General features: G+C 50.3%; 16 protein-coding genes. 6 read left to right on the top strand and 10 right to left on the bottom strand.

What is annotated here, in order from left to right:
* Positions 1-21: 21 nt before the first annotated feature.
* From EL143_RS06225 to guaB, 6 genes are all read right to left on the bottom strand, one after another.
* Positions 22-1,275: an acetate kinase gene (locus tag EL143_RS06225; protein WP_085416631.1), complete on the bottom strand. Its 1,254-nt coding sequence runs from the start codon at positions 1,273-1,275 to the stop codon at positions 22-24.
* 187 nt (positions 1,276-1,462) lie between these two features.
* Positions 1,463-1,840 carry an SMU1112c/YaeR family gloxylase I-like metalloprotein gene (gene gloA2 / locus EL143_RS06220; protein ID WP_085416630.1) on the bottom strand — a complete coding sequence of 126 codons (378 nt, stop codon included), beginning with the start codon at positions 1,838-1,840 and terminating at the stop codon, positions 1,463-1,465.
* Between the two features lie 72 nt (positions 1,841-1,912).
* The gene (locus EL143_RS06215) at positions 1,913-3,571 is read right to left on the bottom strand and encodes an electron transfer flavoprotein-ubiquinone oxidoreductase (protein WP_085416629.1); all 1,659 of its coding nucleotides are present in this window, start codon (positions 3,569-3,571) and stop codon (positions 1,913-1,915) included.
* 346 nt (positions 3,572-3,917) lie between these two features.
* Positions 3,918-4,199, bottom strand: a complete 282-nt coding sequence (ftsB, locus tag EL143_RS06210) for a cell division protein FtsB (protein ID WP_085416628.1) — start codon at positions 4,197-4,199, stop codon at positions 3,918-3,920.
* 12 nt (positions 4,200-4,211) lie between these two features.
* Positions 4,212-5,498, bottom strand: coding sequence for a phosphopyruvate hydratase (gene eno / locus EL143_RS06205; protein WP_085416627.1), 1,287 nt, complete (start codon positions 5,496-5,498; stop codon positions 4,212-4,214).
* A 184-nt stretch (positions 5,499-5,682) separates the two neighbouring features.
* A complete protein-coding gene (guaB, locus tag EL143_RS06200) occupies positions 5,683-7,149 on the bottom strand; it encodes an IMP dehydrogenase (protein WP_085416626.1) in 1,467 nt (488 codons plus the stop codon).
* Positions 7,150-7,342: 193 nt separating this feature from the next.
* Here guaB and EL143_RS06195 point away from each other — a divergent pair, with 193 nt between their 5' ends.
* Together EL143_RS06195 and uvrC are read left to right on the top strand one after the other, a co-directional pair.
* Complete coding sequence (locus EL143_RS06195; protein WP_085416625.1) at positions 7,343-7,825, top strand: DUF4124 domain-containing protein; 483 nt, start codon at positions 7,343-7,345, stop codon at positions 7,823-7,825.
* 17 nt (positions 7,826-7,842) lie between these two features.
* Positions 7,843-9,681: an excinuclease ABC subunit UvrC gene (gene uvrC, locus EL143_RS06190; RefSeq protein WP_085416624.1), complete on the top strand. Its 1,839-nt coding sequence runs from the start codon at positions 7,843-7,845 to the stop codon at positions 9,679-9,681.
* Positions 9,682-9,842: 161 nt separating this feature from the next.
* Here the strand turns inward: uvrC and EL143_RS06185 are convergent, their stop codons facing one another.
* The 4 genes from EL143_RS06185 to EL143_RS06170 form a co-directional block, all read right to left on the bottom strand.
* Complete coding sequence (locus tag EL143_RS06185; protein WP_085416623.1) at positions 9,843-10,688, bottom strand: YoaK family protein; 846 nt, start codon at positions 10,686-10,688, stop codon at positions 9,843-9,845.
* Positions 10,689-10,751: 63 nt separating this feature from the next.
* Positions 10,752-11,300, bottom strand: a complete 549-nt coding sequence (locus tag EL143_RS06180; protein WP_085416622.1) for a nucleoside 2-deoxyribosyltransferase — start codon at positions 11,298-11,300, stop codon at positions 10,752-10,754.
* A gap of 53 nt (positions 11,301-11,353) precedes the next feature.
* Positions 11,354-11,797 carry a hypothetical protein gene (locus EL143_RS06175; protein WP_085416621.1) on the bottom strand — a complete coding sequence of 148 codons (444 nt, stop codon included), beginning with the start codon at positions 11,795-11,797 and terminating at the stop codon, positions 11,354-11,356.
* Entirely contained in the window at positions 11,781-13,100 is a 1,320-nt protein-coding gene (locus EL143_RS06170) for a homoserine dehydrogenase (RefSeq protein ID WP_126326655.1), read from the bottom strand. The genes EL143_RS06175 and EL143_RS06170 overlap by 17 nt, the downstream gene beginning before the upstream one ends.
* 99 nt (positions 13,101-13,199) lie before the next feature.
* On the opposite strand from EL143_RS06170, the gene EL143_RS06165 reads away from it, so the two are divergent.
* The 4 genes from EL143_RS06165 (at position 13,200) to EL143_RS06150 (ending at position 17,906) form a co-directional block, all read left to right on the top strand.
* Positions 13,200-13,571, top strand: coding sequence for an Mth938-like domain-containing protein (locus EL143_RS06165; RefSeq protein ID WP_085416619.1), 372 nt, complete (start codon positions 13,200-13,202; stop codon positions 13,569-13,571).
* Between the two features lie 1,450 nt (positions 13,572-15,021).
* Positions 15,022-15,582 carry a thermonuclease family protein gene (locus EL143_RS06160; protein ID WP_085416617.1) on the top strand — a complete coding sequence of 187 codons (561 nt, stop codon included), beginning with the start codon at positions 15,022-15,024 and terminating at the stop codon, positions 15,580-15,582.
* Between the two features lie 71 nt (positions 15,583-15,653).
* Positions 15,654-16,295, top strand: a complete 642-nt coding sequence (gene nth, locus EL143_RS06155; RefSeq protein ID WP_085416616.1) for an endonuclease III — start codon at positions 15,654-15,656, stop codon at positions 16,293-16,295.
* Between the two features lie 120 nt (positions 16,296-16,415).
* Positions 16,416-17,906 carry a DegQ family serine endoprotease gene (locus EL143_RS06150; protein ID WP_085416615.1) on the top strand — a complete coding sequence of 497 codons (1,491 nt, stop codon included), beginning with the start codon at positions 16,416-16,418 and terminating at the stop codon, positions 17,904-17,906.
* Positions 17,907-17,986: the final 80 nt, after the last annotated feature.

The raw sequence follows: 17,986 nt of genomic DNA, 5'->3' as shown, positions 1-17,986 counted from the left end.
TCTTGTTATCAGCCTAAATACTTACAGACCTGCCAACCGGCCTGTATCCATAGCAATCATGCGCTCTTCATTGGTCGGCACCACAACCACAGCCGGCTCGCGGCCTTTTTGGCTGATGATGCCGGATGCACCGAAGCGGGTTGCCTTATTGGCTTCTTCATCAATGGTCAATCCTAAGAAGCCGAGATAATTAACCGTTTTGCTGCGCACCACATCTGAGTTTTCACCGATACCGCCGGTAAACACCAGCGCGTCGATGCCGTTGGTTGCCACAGCCATAGCAGCGATGTATTTGGCCAAGCGGTAAGTCATCACTTCCAAAGCAAGTTTCGCGCCCGCATGACCTTCTGCGGCAGCTTCTTGAATGGTACGGCAGTCATTCGACAAACCTGAAATGCCGAGCAGGCCGGATTTTTTGTTGAGCATATCGGTTACGGCTTTTACATCCATACCGGCATTGTCTGCCAAAAACGAACAGGTGCTCGGGTCGAGGTCGCCGCTTCGCGTACCCATTACCAAACCTTCCAGCGGCGTCACGCCCATGCTGGTGTCTTGCGATTCACCGTTTTTCACCGCGCATACCGATGCGCCGTTGCCCAAGTGAGCGATAACCAATGAGCAGTCGTTGATGTCTTTACCGATGATTTCCGCAGCCACCGGCGCGACATAGCGGAAGCTGGTTCCGTGGAAGCCATAGCGGCGGAAGCCGTATTTCCGATAAAGCTCTTGCGGCACGGCATAAGTGTAGGCGTGCTCCGGCATGGTTTGGTGGAACGCGGTATCGAAAACGCCCACATTAATCAGGCCGGGGAAAATGCTTTGCGCGGCACGGATGCCGGTGAGGTTGGCGGGATTGTGCAGAGGCGCGAGCGGGATGCATTCTTCGAGCACGGCCATTACCTTGTCGTCAATCACCACCGAACCGCTGTATTTTTCGCCGCCGTGCACAACTCGGTGGCCGATAGCGCGCACCATATCCTGCAAATCGTGCGCACGCAATTCTTCGAGCAGGGCTTCTACTGCGCCGGTGTGGTCATGGCGGTCAGACAGGCTGACTTCGTGTTTGTCGCCGTCTTTGCGCTCTACAAACCATGAGCGGCGTGCGGCCGGTCTGATATCGGCATTATCAAAATATTTGAACGTGATATAGGCATCGGGCGTGGTCAGTTTTTCGGCGAGACAACTGAGAATCAGCCCGCCGGTTTTATTATCGATTAGTGCGCCCTTGAGGGAAGAGCTGCCGCAGTTTAATACCAAAATCAGATCGTTGGCCATATGGTTTCTCCTTAATTATTCTCATGAATTATTCTCATGTTGCCGCCGAAATGTACTCAAAAATCCGGCTCTTTGTACAATCTTTTATTTAAATGGCAGCCATCAGCAAATCTGATGGCTGCCATTTGCCTGATGTATCGACAAGACACGGTTTACACAGCCGGAAGCGAAATGCCTGTCTGAAAAGTTATTCCTGATAAAACTCAACCGGCAGGTTATCCGGATCGAAAATGAAGAAAAAGGCTTTACCCGTGTATTCGTCGATGCGTACCGCCTCGCAGACTACGCCTTTCTCACTCAGCTCTATATGTTTCTCCGCCAAGTTTTCCACGGAAAAAGCCAAATGCCTCAAACCGCAAGCTTCCGGCCGGGTAAGCCGTTCGGGCGGATTGGGAAAAGAAAAAAGCTCGAGCACATAATGCCCGCCGATGCCCAAATCCAGCTTCCATGATTGGCGCGCTTCTCGATAATGTTCGGCCAATACGGTCAGCCCCAAGATTTCGGTGTAAAACTGTTTGGAACGCTGGTAATCGGAGCAAATCAATGCTACATGGTGCAGACGCATGATTATTCTTTCTGAAAAACACGCAATGCCTGTCTGAAAATATTTTTCAGACAGGCATTGCACATAACCAACCTACATCGCCCCGTAATTCGGGCCGCTGCCACCCTCAGGGCAAACCCAGTTAATGTTTTGGGTAGGGTCTTTTATATCGCAGGTTTTGCAATGCACACAGTTGGATGCGTTAATCCGCAGCTGCGGCTGGCCGCCCTCTTCCACAATTTCGTAAACCGCAGCCGGGCAATAGCGGGTTTCCGGCGATGCGTATTCTTTATGGTTCACATCAATCATGGTTGCCGGATTACGCAAAACCAAATGGACGGGCTGGTTTTCCTCGTGGCTGATGTTGGCAAGAAAAACGCTGCTGAGCCGGTCGAATGTAAGCACATTATCCGGCTTCGGGTAATCAATCGGGCGGCAGTCGGCGGCTTTTTTCAATGTTGTGCAGTCCGGCGCATGATGCTTGAGCGTCCACGGGCCGCGCCCTTTCAGCACATACTGCTCCAAGCCGGTATAGGCAAATGCCGCCCACATGCCCCATTTGAACGAAGGCCGGATATTGCGCACTGCATACAGCTCCTTGCCCAGCCAGCTGCTTTCCAGCAGACCCTGCAAAGTTGTGATTTCCTTGCCGCTCTCCGGCTCAAATCCGCTTTCTTCCAAACGGGGAAACACGGCTTCTGCGGCCAGCATGGCCGATTTCATCGCCGTGTGTATGCCTTTGATACGCGGCACGTTTAAGAAACCCGCCGCATCACCGATCAACAGGCCGCCCGGAAAGCTCAAGCGCGGCAGGCTCTGCCAACCGCCTTCCACCAAAGCGCGCGCGCCATAAGCAATGCGGCGGCCGCCTTCAAATGTTTTGCGGATTTCAGGATGGGTTTTGAAACGCTGAAACTCTTCAAACGGCGACAAATAAGGGTTTTCATAATCCAGCCCCACCACGAAACCCACCGCAACCTGGTTATTATCGAAATGATAAATAAACGAGCCGCCGTAGGTTTTGGTGTCCAGCGGCCAGCCTGTGCTGTGCACCACCAAACCGGGTTGGCACTTGCCTTCGGCCACTTCCCAAATTTCCTTAATGCCGATACCGTAAGTTTGCGGCTGGCTGTGTTTGTCAAGCCGGAAGCGTTCAATCAAATGTTTCGACAACGAGCCGCGACAGCCCTCGGCAAACAGGGTTTGCTGCGCCCAAAGCTCCATGCCCGGTTGGAACATATCGGTTGCTTCGCCGTCTTTGCCTACGCCCATATTGCCGGTGGCAATACCTTTAACCGAACCGTCGACATGGTAGAGCACTTCGGTAGCGGCGAAGCCGGGGTAGATTTCCACACCGAGGTTTTCGGCTTGCTCGGCCAGCCAACGGGTAAGCTGCCCGAGGCTGATGATATAGTTGCCGTGATTTTTAAAGCTCGGCGCGGTGGGCAGCTTATAGGCCTTTTCTTTTGTAAGGAACAGCACCCTGTCTTCGGTAACGCTGCGGGTAAGCGGTGCGCCGCTTTGCTGCCAGTCGGGCAGCAGCTCGGTCAGCGCCACGGGGTCAATCACCGCGCCCGATAAAATATTGGCGCCGACTTCCGAGCCTTTTTCCACCACGCAAACGCTCACTTCCCTGCCCGCTTTTTCCGCCAGCTGTTTCAAGCGGATGGCCGCGCTCAAACCGGCAGGGCCGGCGCCGACAATTACTACATCATATTGCATGCTGTCGCGTTCAATGCCTTGCATGTCCATTATTTATGTTCCTGTGATTTTTATTACTTGTGCCAGCCCGAATTCATCCGAATGGAGATTCAAACTGAATCAATTGAATGGTTTGCTGTTTATTATATCATCAGCCGACGTAAATATTTTCAGACAGGCAATGCCTGTCTGAAAAGTGCTTAAGCACACGGGGACATCCTCTCGCTATAGTCAATTCACTTAAGTTTAATAACGATACCGTCATACTCGGGTCAAGCCCGAGTATGAGGAATGTACTATTTTCAAGTTAATCGACCATAAAACCGAGCCGCAAACCAAATGCCTGTCTGAACAGTTTTCAGACAGGCATTCTTTATTGATGATAAAGCACACGCATTCAGCGGCTTCTTTGATCAACCATACGGTAATAAATCTCGCCGTCTCTGATGTAGCCCAAATCCACCCGGGCGATTTCCGCAATGGCTTCTTTACCGTTTGCCAAGTCGTCCACCTCTGCCGCCAAGGCATTATTGCGCAAGGTGAGCATACTGTTTTCCGTTTCCTGTACGGTTACTTCGTTTTGCAGGCGCCACATGTCGCGCCAGCCGCCTTTCGATAACCAAAGGTCGTATTGCGAACCGATGATGCAGATACTCAGAAAAACAGTTACCCATCTCATGCTGATAACGCCTTATTTTTTCAATTGGTAAAATGCGGCTTTGCCCGGGTAGTATGCGGCTTCGCCCAACTCTTCTTCAATGCGCAGAAGCTGGTTGTATTTGGCCATGCGGTCTGAGCGGCTGAGAGAGCCTGTTTTGATTTGCATACAGTTGGTGGCAACGGCCAAGTCGGCAATGGTGCTGTCTTCGGTTTCGCCCGAGCGGTGGCTCATCACGCTGGTGTAGCAGTTGCGTTTAGCCAATTCTACCGCTTTCAGGGTTTCGCTCAAGGTGCCGATTTGGTTCACTTTCACCAACAAAGCATTGGCCACACCGGCCTCAATGCCTTCTGCCAAAATTTTCGGGTTGGTCACAAACAAGTCGTCGCCCACCAATTGGACTTTACCGCCCAATTTTTCGGTCAACAGTTTCCAGCCTTCCCAGTCGTTTTCATCCATGCCGTCTTCGATGGAAACAATCGGGTATTTGGCAACCAAACCTGCCAGATATTCGGCAAATTCGGCACTGGTCAAAGATTTGCCTTCGGCTTCCAAGTGGTATTTACCGTCTTTGTAGAATTCGCTGGACGCGCAGTCTAATGCCAACAACACATCTTCGCCCGATTTGTAGCCGGCAGCGGTAATGGCTTCAACGATTAACTGCAAAGCTTCTTCATGGCTGTTTAGGTTTGGCGCAAAACCGCCTTCGTCACCGACAGTAGTCGGGAAGCCTTTGCTGTCGCACAATTTTTTCAAAGCATGGAAAATTTCCGCGCCGCAACGCAACGCGTCGCGGAAAGTATCGGCGCCCACAGGCATAATCATAAACTCTTGAATGTTCAAGCTGTTGTTGGCATGTTCGCCACCGTTGATAACGTTCATCATCGGAACCGGCAAAGCCAACGGGCCTGCGCCGCCCAAATAGCGATAAAGCGGCAGGCCGGCATCTTCGGCAGCAGCTCGGGCAACTGCCAAAGAAACGGCCAAAGTAGCATTGGCGCCCAAACGGCCTTTGTTGTCGGTACCGTCCAAATCAAGCATGATTTTATCGATATAAGTTTGCTCGGAAGCATCCACGCCGATAAGTGCCTGAGCGATTTCGTTATTCACATTTTCTACAGCTTGCAGCACACCTTTGCCCAAATAGCGGCCTTTGTCGCCGTCGCGCAATTCCAAAGCTTCTTTCTGACCGGTTGACGCGCCGGAAGGTACGGCCGCACGGCCCATCACGCCGGATTCCAACAGCACATCACACTCAACGGTGGGATTGCCGCGCGAATCCAAAATTTCACGAGCAAAAATATCAATAATAGCGCTCATTACAGAACTCTCCATTTGTTAGATCGGGGTTTAAAATAGTTTCAGACAGGCATTGAAACAGGAGGATGCCTGTCTGAAAATATCGTGTTTATACCGGCATCCATTACCCGGTCAAAAGCCCGTAACAGAGATTGCCGGCTCAGAAAAACTGCCAGTCGTCAAACCGGCAGTTTTATCACAAATATCAGCGCACGTGGTAATTCGGCGCTTCTTTGGTAATTTGAACGTCGTGAACGTGCGATTCGCTCATACCGGCAGAAGTAATTTCCACAAATTCCGCTTTTTCGTGCATTTGCGCAATGCTTGAGCAGCCCAAATAACCCATGCTGGAGCGCAGCCCGCCGACCAATTGGTGGATAATCTGCACAATCGGCCCTTTGTAAGGCACACGGCCTTCAATACCTTCCGGCACATATTTATCCGTACTTTCCTGTTTGTCTTGGAAATACCGGTCGCTGGAACCTTGGCTCATCGCACCCAAAGAGCCCATGCCACGGTAAGATTTATACGAACGTCCTTGATAAAGTTCGATTTCGCCCGGTGCCTCATCTGTACCGGCAAACATACCGCCCAACATCACGCAAGACGCTCCGGCAGCGAGCGCTTTTGCCAAATCGCCCGAAAAACGGATACCGCCGTCGGCAATCAGCGGCACGCCCGTGCCTTTCAAAGCTTCCGCCACATTATGAATCGCCGTTAATTGCGGCACACCCACACCGGCCACAATACGGGTGGTGCAAATCGAACCCGGGCCGATACCCACTTTCACCGCATCCGCACCGGCTGCCACCAAATCACGCGCCGCCTGCGCAGTGGCAATATTGCCGCCGATCACCTGCACTTGCGGAAAATTTTGTTTTACCCATTTTACACGGTCAAGCACGCCTTGACTGTGCCCGTGGGCCGTATCCACCACAATCACATCCACCCCGGCTTCTACAAGCGCTTTCACACGCTCATCCGTATCAGCACCCACGCCTACGGCCGCGCCCACGCGCAAACGGCCGTCGGCATCTTTGTTGGCATTCGGAAATTCGGTCGTTTTTAAAATGTCTTTAACCGTAATCAGGCCTTTAAGTTCCCAATCCCCATTCACCACCAAAACACGCTCCACTTTATGGTCGTGCATCACATCGCGCGCATCCTCAATGGATATGCCCTCAGGCACGGTAACCAATTTTTCACGCGGCGTCATGATGGCGGAAACGGGCTGGTCCAGCCTTTTTTCAAAACGCAAATCACGGTTGGTTACCAGCCCCACCACTTTACCGTTTTCCACAACCGGCAGGCCGGACATTTTGCGTTTGCGTTGCGACAACATCTCAATCAAATCGCGGATCAACATACCCGGCGCAATGGTAACAGGGTCTTTGACCACGCCGCTCTCATGGCGTTTGACTTTAGCCACGGCGGCCGCCTGCTGCTCGGCGCTCATGTTTTTGTGGATAATGCCGATACCGCCTTCCTGCGCCATAGAAATGGCCAGCTTGGCTTCGGTAACCGTATCCATTGCAGCAGAAAGAAGGGGAAGATTCAGAGAAATTTCACGGGTAAGGGGGGTTTTGAGGGAAACGTCGCGCGGAAGCACGGTTGAATGTGCGGGAACCAGCAAAACGTCGTCAAAAGTATAGGCTTTTTCTACGATACGCATGATGCTTTGAAACTTTCAGTTTGTGCAAGATGCACGATATTGTAGCAAATCCGCCGCGCTTTAGTAAGCCGCGCCAAACAAAAAACCCCATTTTTTTACAAGTTTCCATGACAGCATCTGAGGAACGAGGTAGAATCAACCAATAAGCTTTTATTTACCGAGACATAAATACCGAAATTCCGAAAGAATAAATATGCACATTACTTCATTTGCCAAACTCACCGCCCTCGGTTTGATTCTCGCCTCCACAAGCCTTCATGCTAAAGAGGTGTATAGCTGGAAAAATGCCAACGGAACCAACACTTATTCTGATGTTCCCCGCAATTTGAAAAGCAACGGCGTCAACACCGTTAATGTACGTACACAAACCGTAAGCGCTCCGCCTGCAGCCAAATCCGGTTCAGAAACCGCTTCTTTGGCCGAACAGCAAAAGCAGGTCAACGATAAAATGGCTGCCAATAACAAGCAGGTTGAAGAAAAAAACAAACAAATCGAAGAAGAAAACCGCAAAACCCAGGAAGCCAACTGTAAAACCGCGCGTATGAACCGCGCATTCGCCGAATCTGCCCGTACCGCGAACCGTGATACCTTAATGGCGCGTTATGATGCGGATATTGAAAAATTCTGTTCCGGCAGCCCTGCTCCTTCGGCACCTGCCGCCAAATCACCCAGTTAATCGTTTTTGTTTGAGATATTGTGCCGCACGGTTTTAATCTTTCCGTTTTTTTAAAAAACCTGCCCAATCTGCCCGGTGTTTATCGTATGCTCGATAAAAACGGGCAGGTTTTGTATGTGGGTAAAGCGGTTAATTTAAAACGCAGGGTATCCAGCTACTTCCAAAAAAGCGACCACTCCCCGCGCATCAGCTTGATGATCAAACAAATCGCTTCGGTAGAAACCACGGTAACCCGCTCCGAAGCAGAAGCTTTAATTTTAGAAAACAATCTCATCAAAGCTTTATCGCCCAAATACAATATCCTTTTCCGTGACGACAAAAGCTACCCTTATCTGATGCTCAGCGGGCATAACTTTCCTCAAATGGCCTATTACCGCGGCACACTTAAAAAGCCCAACCAGTATTTCGGTCCTTACCCCAACGGCTATGCGGTACAAAACAGCATACAGATTCTGCAAAAAGTATTCCGCCTCCGCACCTGTGAAGACAGTGTGTTCGAACACCGCAACCGCGCCTGCCTGCTTTTTCAAATCAAACGCTGCTCAGGGCCTTGCGTCGGCCATATTTCCCATGCCGATTATCAAGACAGCGTACGCGAAGCGGTAACCTTCTTAAGCGGCAAAACGGACGAACTTACCCAAACGCTGCACCACAAAATGCAGCGGGCTGCAGAACAGCTGCGCTTTGAAGAAGCGGCACGCTATCGCGACCAAATTCAAGCATTGGGTACGGTGCAGAGCCAGCAATTTATCGACAGTAAAAATCCAAACAATCCCAATGACATAGACATTTTGGCAGCGGTTTCGGAACATAGCGCAGTGTGCGTGAATTGGGTCAGCATCCGCGGCGGACGGCATGTAGGCGACAAAAGCTTTTTCCCCGACACCCGCAACGACCCGAACCCAGATATCCAGGATTACGCAGAAGCCTTTGTTTCACAACATTATTTAGGCAAATCCAAACCGGACATCATTATCAGCAACTTTATCCTCCCCTCCGGCCTGCAAGATGCCTTAAACAGCGAACATGGCAAACAAATCCAATTCGTGAGCAAAACCATAGGCGAGCGGAAAGTTTGGCTGAAAATGGCCGAACGCAACGCCGCTTTAGCCATTACCCAACACGTTTCCCAAAACACCAACCAGCAGCACCGTTTAGACGAGCTGGCCCGGCTACTAAATATCAACCCTGAGGAACTCAACCGTTTGGAATGCTTTGACATCAGCCACACCCAGGGTGAAGCGACAATCGCCTCTTGCGTGGTTTACGATGAACAAAATATCCAGCCCTCACAATACCGGCGTTACAACATCAAACAGACAAAAGCGGGCGATGATTATGCCGCAATGCGGGAAGTGCTGCTGCGCCGCTACGGCAAACTGGCGGAGGCCGAAGCCAATGGCGAGCCGGTAAAATGGCCTGATGCCGTGTTGATCGACGGAGGCAAAGGGCAAGTGGGTATGGCCGTGGAAGTGTGGGCGGAATTGGGGCTGAACATTCCGATTATCGGCATTGCCAAAGGCCCCGAACGCAAAGCCGGCTTGGAAGAGCTGATTCTACCCTTTACCGGAGAGGTGTTTAGGCTGCCGCACAACAGCCCTGCCTTGCATCTGTTACAAACCGTACGTGATGAATCTCACCGCTTTGCCATCACAGGCCACCGCAAAAAACGCGATAAGGCAAGGGTTACTTCATCTTTGAGCGACATTCCCGGCATCGGCAGCAAAAGGCGCCAAGCATTGCTCACCCGCTTTGGCGGCCTGCGCGGAGTACAGGCCGCAGGCGTGGAAGAACTTGCCCAAACCGAAGGCATCAGCTTGGCTTTGGCCCAGAAAATTTACGACAGCCTTCATTAAACAAACATGTTTGTTGCAAGCCTGCATTCCTGCTTATGACTAACGTATCTTTTTTTAACTTTAGTTGTACCCCGTAACCGCAATAAATTGATGCCGAATACAACAATGCCTGTCTGAAAGCCCCTTTTCAGACAGGCATTGCATATCTGCCGACACTTGCGTCAATCCTTACCGCTTTTCAACCTGGCAATCACCCACCACTTGATCCGCAGCCTCACATCGTAGCCCACCGAACCGAAGCCCAATATAAACAACACCAGAGACACAGGCAAAGCAAAATGATGCCCTGCCGTGTGATAGCCCCAAGCACCCACAAATCCCCCCGTAACAAACGCCGCCATCAGCCCGCAGAGCAGTTTCATTTTCGGCTTATTCACATTCACATTGGGTATCTTCGGATTGTCTCCCCGGCTGTAATACAGCACTTTGGAAATTTCAATGCCCAAATCCGTAGCCGTACCCGTCATATGCGTAGAGCGGATAACGCCGCCCGACAAAATCGTCATCACCGTATTGTGCATGCCCATAATAAAACACAGCAAAAGCATCGCAATCGAAGGCCAGGCACCGCCGCTCCACTCCACTTCGGTTAAGCCCAGAAAGCCGAAAAACAACAAATACAGTCCTTCCAGCCACATCGACAAACCGAAACTGCCGCGGAAACGCTGCCGTTGTGTCCATAAAATCACCCAGCTTGAATGCGCCGCACCCATAATGAAACTCACAACGCCCAGCATAGCCACCGCCACCGCCTGCCATTCGCGCGTGTACATCATATCCGCAGCAAAAGACATTTCCCCCGTCACATGCGAGGTATAGCGGGCAACTGCAAAAAAGCCGCCCGCATTAATCGCACCCGCCAAAAAAGCCATCACATAGCCCAGCAAACGGAAGCGCGCATCGCTGATATGATGCTCGTGCAGATAAGGCTTGTCGGCCTGCCAAAACGGTTGGCTTTGTTTTTTTACCCGCCGAAAATGCTCTGCCTTCTGCTTGTTTTCAGGCATTGCCCCTCCCTATTAAACATTTGATTCTAAATGGTTTGGCAGACAAAATCCGATATTCACTCATCATGCCTTACCGTTCCAATCCGCATAAAACCGCAAAGCATCCTCAAAACCTGCAAACACAGACATGTCTGCATCATAAAGCATCAGGTTGAACGGCAACGCAAAGTCCTCTACTTCCGAATAAGCAAACCTGCCGTCCGCTGCTTCACGGTTAAAATCAAACCCCGCATATTTGGCCGTTTGCTCTGCCGGATTATCGGTGTACACCAATACGGGTTTACCCAAAGCCCGTGCAAAACCGCATTCGTACGCCGTTCCGCAATCGGGCTCTTCGCCGCGAAACGGCGACAGGTTGGCAATCACCGCATCGCAGCGGCGTATCATCTCTTCGTTAGCCAAACGGATTGTAAGCGCGTTGGCGCGTTTTACCTCCGCCGAACCGCCCTGCTGCAAAACAATTTCGTTATCCAAAGGAATCAACAGCCGGAAGCTGCTATGCCTGTCTGAAAAATCTTCAGCCAACTTTTTCATATTATCAAACACCTGCCCGCGCTTCGGCTCCGGTAAAAACACATCGCCACCTGCACAATAAATCTGCCACTCACGCATCTCTGCCGCTCCTTAATAACGAAACCGCCTGATGAATCATCAGGCGGTTTCGTTTATTTCAACCGTGCAACGCATTGCTCATCGCGTTTTTCAAACGCATCGGCACCACCCAACAAATCAAGCTGTGCTTTTGCGTCTATCTTACTCATCGAACGGATTTGCTTGTCGGTCAGCTTCTCCAGCGGCTCATCCCACATACAAACGCAGTAATCCCGAATCAGTTTTTCAGACTGGCCTTCCAAACCCCGCGCCTTCAAATCCGCCTGCCATTTATCGGTAAACGGCACATTCTTGATGCACGATTCAATAATGGCCGATTTCGCTTTCGGCTTGGACATCGCACATTGTGAGAGAAAGAAAAACCCGGCAAACAAACCGGCAATCACCCACAGCCAAATGCGGATGGTGCGGATTTTTGCTTTGCTCTTTTTCAACTCCGCCGCACACAGCTGCTCTTCGCTTTGCGCCGATTCCGGTTGCTTATCCGTTTCTGCCATGCAAGCTCTCCATACGGATCATCGTTACACCGCCGCGCACACAAGGCAATTGCTCGATACCGGCAATCACCGCTTTCACACGTTTTTCGATGGTGCTGTGTGTCAAAATCACAATCTCCGCCGTTGATTGGTCAATCACACCTTTCTGAATCAACGCTTCAATCGATACTTTTTCATCTGCAAGCAATTTAGTAATCTGCGCCATCACGCCGGGCTCATCATCCACCTGAACCCGCAGATAATAGCTGCTGACAATCTCATCCATCGGCAGGATGAGCTGCTCTTTAACCTCTTTCGACTGAAACGCCAAAGGCGGCACGCGGTTGCCGGTATCCGCAGTAATCAAGCGGCTGATGTCCACAATATCAGCCACCACCGCGCTGGCAGTAGGCAGCGAGCCTGCGCCCGCACCGTAATACAGGGTTTCCCCCACCATATCCGCATCCACACGCACAGCATTCATCACGCCGTTTACATTTGCAATCAGCCGCACCTCGGGAATCAGAGTGGGATGCACCCGCAATTCGATGCCTTTATCGGTTTTGCGCGTAATCCCCAATAATTTGATGCGGTAACCCAATTCTTCGGCATATTTGATGTCGCGGCTGTCTAGCTTGCTGATGCCTTCGAGATAACATGCATTGAAATTCACGGGCGTTCCGAAAGCCAAAGCCGACATAATGGTAATTTTATGACCGGCATCATGGCCTTCAATATCAAAAGTAGGATCGGCTTCCGCATAGCCCAACTCCTGAGCCTGCTTCAACACATCGGCAAACGTGCTGCCTTTTTCACGCATCTCGCTCAAAATAAAATTGCTGGTTCCGTTGATAATTCCGGCAATGCTGCGGATATTGTTGGCGGCCAAGCCTTCCCTCAAAGCCTTGATAATCGGAATGCCGCCGGCCACCGCCGCTTCAAACTGAACCATCACGTTTTTTTCTTCGGCTTTGGCAAAAATCTCGTTGCCGTATTCGGCCAAAAGCTTTTTATTGGCGGTAACCACATGTTTGCCCTGATTAATCGCTTCCAGCACCAAATCTTTGGCGATTTCCGTACCGCCGAACAATTCAACCACCACATCAACTTCAGGATGCCTTACCACCTCGAAAGGGTCGGTTGTGATTAAAGTCTGCTCAGGGCAGATACGGCGCGCGTTTTCCAGATTGCGCGTAGAAACCATAAACACATTAACATCACGCCCCAAACGGCGGCTGATTTCTTCGGCATTATGGTTCAACACCTCAACCGTTCCTTTCCCCACGGTTCCCAAACTCAAGATACCGATATTGACTGGCTTCATCCTATCTCCTTGTTAAGCCCTGATGCGCTGGTATAAACTGTTACAAAATAAACCAGTAATCCTAACCGATTTTGGCCGAAAAACCAAGAAAGAAACACCATGCATATTGAAGAAAACCGCCCGCAAGACACACTGTCCATCACCGCCTGCAATGCAGAGGAAATAGAAATCAACGGCACCGGCCACCGCCTGCCGCTTTGCGTTACCGACAAAGAAATCATCCCCATAGGCGAAACCCCACTGCAAGCCGTTGACGAACAATTTTTCCTGTCTGGGCTTGAGCATACCGCCCCGCCGGAAGTTATTTTAGTAGGCACAGGCAGCAAACACAGTTTCCTCCACCCCAAAATCACCGCCAAACTCGCCGCAAAAGGCATAGGTTTGGAAACCATGACCACACCGGCAGCCTGCCGCACCTTTATGATCCTGCAAAGCGAAGGCCGCCGCGTATGGGCTTGGCTGTGGCCTTAACCCGAAACCGCAGAACCTTACATAATGCCGCTTGGTGTAAAACACCTTTCTTTATTTTGCAAAGCCTGTCATATTACGAATACTAAAAAGCAAAATATCAATAATAAAGAAAGGATTGATTATGCAACACCGTAGAAGACAAATAATATTCCAAGCAGCCAAACGCGCTTTCCTCGCCAAACAAAGCGCCATCCGCCAACACACGGCCCGTTCGCGCAAAAGCACCAAACACTGCTGATAAATTAAATGCTATTTAAAGCTGCAACCCGTTATTCAACCAATGCCTGTCTGAAACCTTTTTTCAGACAGGCATTTGTAATCATGTCCCCAAATCAAACAGCAGCCGCACAACCGCACTGCGCAGTCATCCCGATTCTCCGATATATTGAATCAAAACCAATTGTTTTAAAATGGAAATTTGATACTTTATTTTACCGTTAACAGCCCTAAAGATTATCAAGTTTTTATCTATCCAAAACCATACATGTAATATTATCTGTAGGACAGGAATACAAAAACTTTATTTAAGACCCCTAGGATTTTAGACATGGAAAGAACACGAGATTCTTTTTTACCTAAGCTATTGTTAGATCTAGAAAATATTATGTATTTCCCAAAAATTATGACTATGGGAATGCCTTTTTTAATATTTATTAGTTTGTTCTTTGTTCCTGAAAACTTTGTCGGGTTAACTAAAAGTTCACAAACAATGATGGAGGCAGAATATAGAAACAAATGGCTGTTTGACGTTATTTATATTTCATCAATATTACTCTTCATAAATTTTCATATCTTCATGTTTTTCAAAAAAAACACAACTAGTACTTTGAACAATATAAATAAATTTTTCAAATTTAATGGAAACCCCACTCATATTAAATTTATATTTTACTTAATATTTTTTTTATATTGTTTATCCATGAATATGGATTCTTCAAATTCTACGCGTTTCATAATGGAATACAAAAGATCAGCATACATTAATTTTTTTATCTATATAGTTTTGTTTTACTACTCAATTATGATATTAGGCTCCCTTTCATTGCAAAAAAGGAAATAGCAATGAGTTGTAATAATAGGCATGACTTTTATTTTACAACTACCGTAGTAGGGAAAATGAAAGTTCTTCTGTTTATACTAGCTTAAACGGCTTTTTCTCATAAGGATAATTCTAATTCAAGTGAATATCCCTAGTTATCTAGAACAGCCCCATGATTTTTAATACAAGGCAGCAAGCCGAAGACAGTACAGCATAGTACGGGACTGATTTTGTTACTGCTTCAGCAGCTTACAAAATCGATCTCTTTGAGCTAAGGTGCAACAACGCCGTAGTAAAAATCAAGTCGGTTGACTATACCAAATGCCTGTCTGAAAAAAGGTTTCAGACAGGCATTGGTATCCGCCCGCATCCTGCGTACAATCATACTTTTATCGCAAACCTAATACCGCCATGCTTACCCGTTCAGCCGCACTTACCGCCCTACTCGCCCTCACCGCCTGCATCGACCCGGCAAACCATACACCCCAAGCCGGTTGGGAAACGCAGCAAAGCCGCCCCGTCGCACACAGCGTTTATCAAGCGGCGGTTGTCGGCGTGAGCGACGGCGACACCATACGCGTAACCGACCTTCACGGCCAAAAACACAAAATCCGAATGGCTTATATCGATGCACCCGAATTGCAGCAAACCCACGGCGAAGCCAGCCGCAAAGCGCTCGCCGCCCTGCTGGAGGGGCAAAGCGTGGAAGTGGCGGTATTCGAACGCGACCGCTACCGGCGCGAAGTGGCGCAAGTGAAGCTCAACGGGCGCGATGTAAACCTTATCCAGCTTGAAAACGGCCACGCATGGCACTATGTTTCCATAGCCCGCAAAAAGCAGCGTAAGGCCGACTACCAAGCCTACGGGAGCGCCGAATCCAGCGCACGGAGCGAACGCCGCGGCTTATGGCATGCAAAAAAACCGCAAGCGCCTTGGGAATTCCGCCACGAGCAGCGCCAAAACGCGCAATAACCGCAAACCAAAAATAAAAATACCGCAGCATTTCCGCCACACCCATGCCTGTTTGAACACACAAACCGAACATGAACAAACAAATCCGCCAAGAAATTTTCGAGCGGCTGCGTGCGGCAAACCCGCACCCGACCACCGAATTGAACTACAACAGCCCGTTTGAGCTTCTGATTGCCGTGCTGCTTTCCGCGCAGGCCACGGATGTGGGCGTCAACAAAGCCACGGCCAAGCTTTTCCCTGTTGCAAACACACCGCAAGCCATGCTGGATTTGGGTTTGGAAGGCGTGATGGAATACACCAAAACCATCGGCCTGTATAAAACCAAATCCAAACACATTATCGAAACCTGCCGCATCCTGCTGGCGCAATACGGCGGAGAAGTGCCGCAAACCCGCGAAGCCTTGGAAGCCCTGCCCGGCGTAGGCAGGAAAACCGCCAACGTGGTGCTCAACACCGCATTCGGCCAGCCCGCGATGGCGGTGGACACGCATATTTTCCGCGTCTCGAACCGAACCAAAATCGCGCCCGGCAAAAACGTGCGCGAAGTGGAAGACAAGCTGATGAAATTCGTGCCGAAAGAATTTATTCTCGACGCGCACCACTGGCTGATTCTGCACGGCCGCTACACCTGCAAAGCGCAAAAACCGCTGTGCGAACGGTGCCTGATCAACGATTTGTGCGAATATCCGGCAAAAACCCTGCCCGTATCCTGAAAACTGCATATGCCTGTCTGAAAAACCTTGTTAAATCAAGTTTTCAGCTTTGCTTGTTTTCGTTACAATCCCGCATTACACAATATAAAATACTGATAACAATCACAAGAAAGAAATATCGTGAAAACAACACCCCAATACCTCACTCTGCTCTTGTCTGCCGGCCTTGCACTTACCGGCTGCGACAAGCTGGGTTTAAATCAAGAGCCGCCCGCCGCCAGCACGGTTAAGCCCGTGGAAACCAAAGTTGAAAGAAAGGCTCCGGCCTCGCTGCCGGACTTTGCCAAACTGGTCGAGCAGGAAGGTGCAACCGTGGTCAACATCCAGGCCTACAAAGACCCGGCTGCCGCGGCCAGGCCGCGCAAAGACGATGAAATGGATTTAAACCATTTCCCCGACAACGACCCGTTCTACGAATTTTTCAAACGTTTGGTACCCAACACGCCCGACGTACCGCAGGATGACGGCAGCAGCGATCAATATTTCGGCTCAGGCTTCATTATCAGCCCCGACGGCTACATCCTGACCAATACCCACGTTGTGAGCGGATTGGACAGAATCAAAGTAACCCTCAACGACAAGCGCGAATTCATTGCCAAGCTGATCGGCTCCGACCCTCAAACCGATGTGGCACTTTTAAAAATCGACACCAAAGATTTGCCTGTAGTCAAAATCGGTAATCCGCGCGATTTGAAGCCGGGCGAATGGGTGGCCGCCATCGGCGCACCTTTCGGCTTTGACAACAGCATCACTTCCGGAATCGTGTCTGCCAAAGGCCGCAGCCTGCCGAATGAAAACTACACGCCGTTTATCCAAACCGACGTAGCCATCAACCCCGGAAACTCTGGCGGCCCGCTCTTCAATCTCGACGGTCAGGTTATCGGCGTCAACTCGCAGATATACAGCCGGAGCGGCGGCTTTATGGGCATTTCGTTCGCCATCCCGATCGACATCGCCATGAACGTGGTTGAGCAGCTCAAATCTACCGGCAAAGTGCAGCGCGGCCAATTGGGCGTGATTATTCAGGAAGTGTCTTACGACTTGGCTAAATCATTCAAGCTCGACAAACCCACCGGCGCCCTAATTGCCAAAGTGCTGCCCAACAGCCCGGCTGCACAGGCAGGTTTGCAGGTCGGCGACATTGTACGCAGCGTAAACAGTGAAACCGTGCGCACGTCCAGCGAATTGCCTGTAATGGTCGGCAACCTCGTTCCCGGTAAAGAAATCACGCTGGGTATCTGGCGCAACGGCAAAGAAAGCGAACTCAAAGTGATGCTTGGCGCCGCCACCGACGATAAAGACGAAGCCGAGCTAGAAGCCGGCAGCGTATTGCCCCAAAATATCGAAGCCAAAGACTTTGCCGTTGAAGAATTGGGCATGAACCTGCGCGAAATTTCCAATAACGGCAAGAAACATTTGGTTGTGACAAATGCCACCGGCGTAGCGCAGCGCGCAGGCATCCGCCGCGGCGACAAAATCCTGTCTATCGCGCAAAGCAAAGTGGAAGACGAAGCCGGCTTCCGCACCGCCGTTTCCGGCTCGGGCAAAAATATCCCGCTGCTGGTCGAACGCAAAGGCAGCACGCTGTTTTTGGCTTTGAATCTGCAATAAGCCCGACCATCTCTTTCAGACAGGCATTTGGCTGACCGATGCCTGTCTGAAAACGCATTATCCAACCTTGATTTTTAAAG

This window comes from Neisseria canis, from assembly GCF_900636765.1.
Lineage (GTDB): Bacteria > Pseudomonadota > Gammaproteobacteria > Burkholderiales > Neisseriaceae > Neisseria > Neisseria canis.
This window is presented reverse-complemented; position numbering and strand designations above follow the sequence as displayed.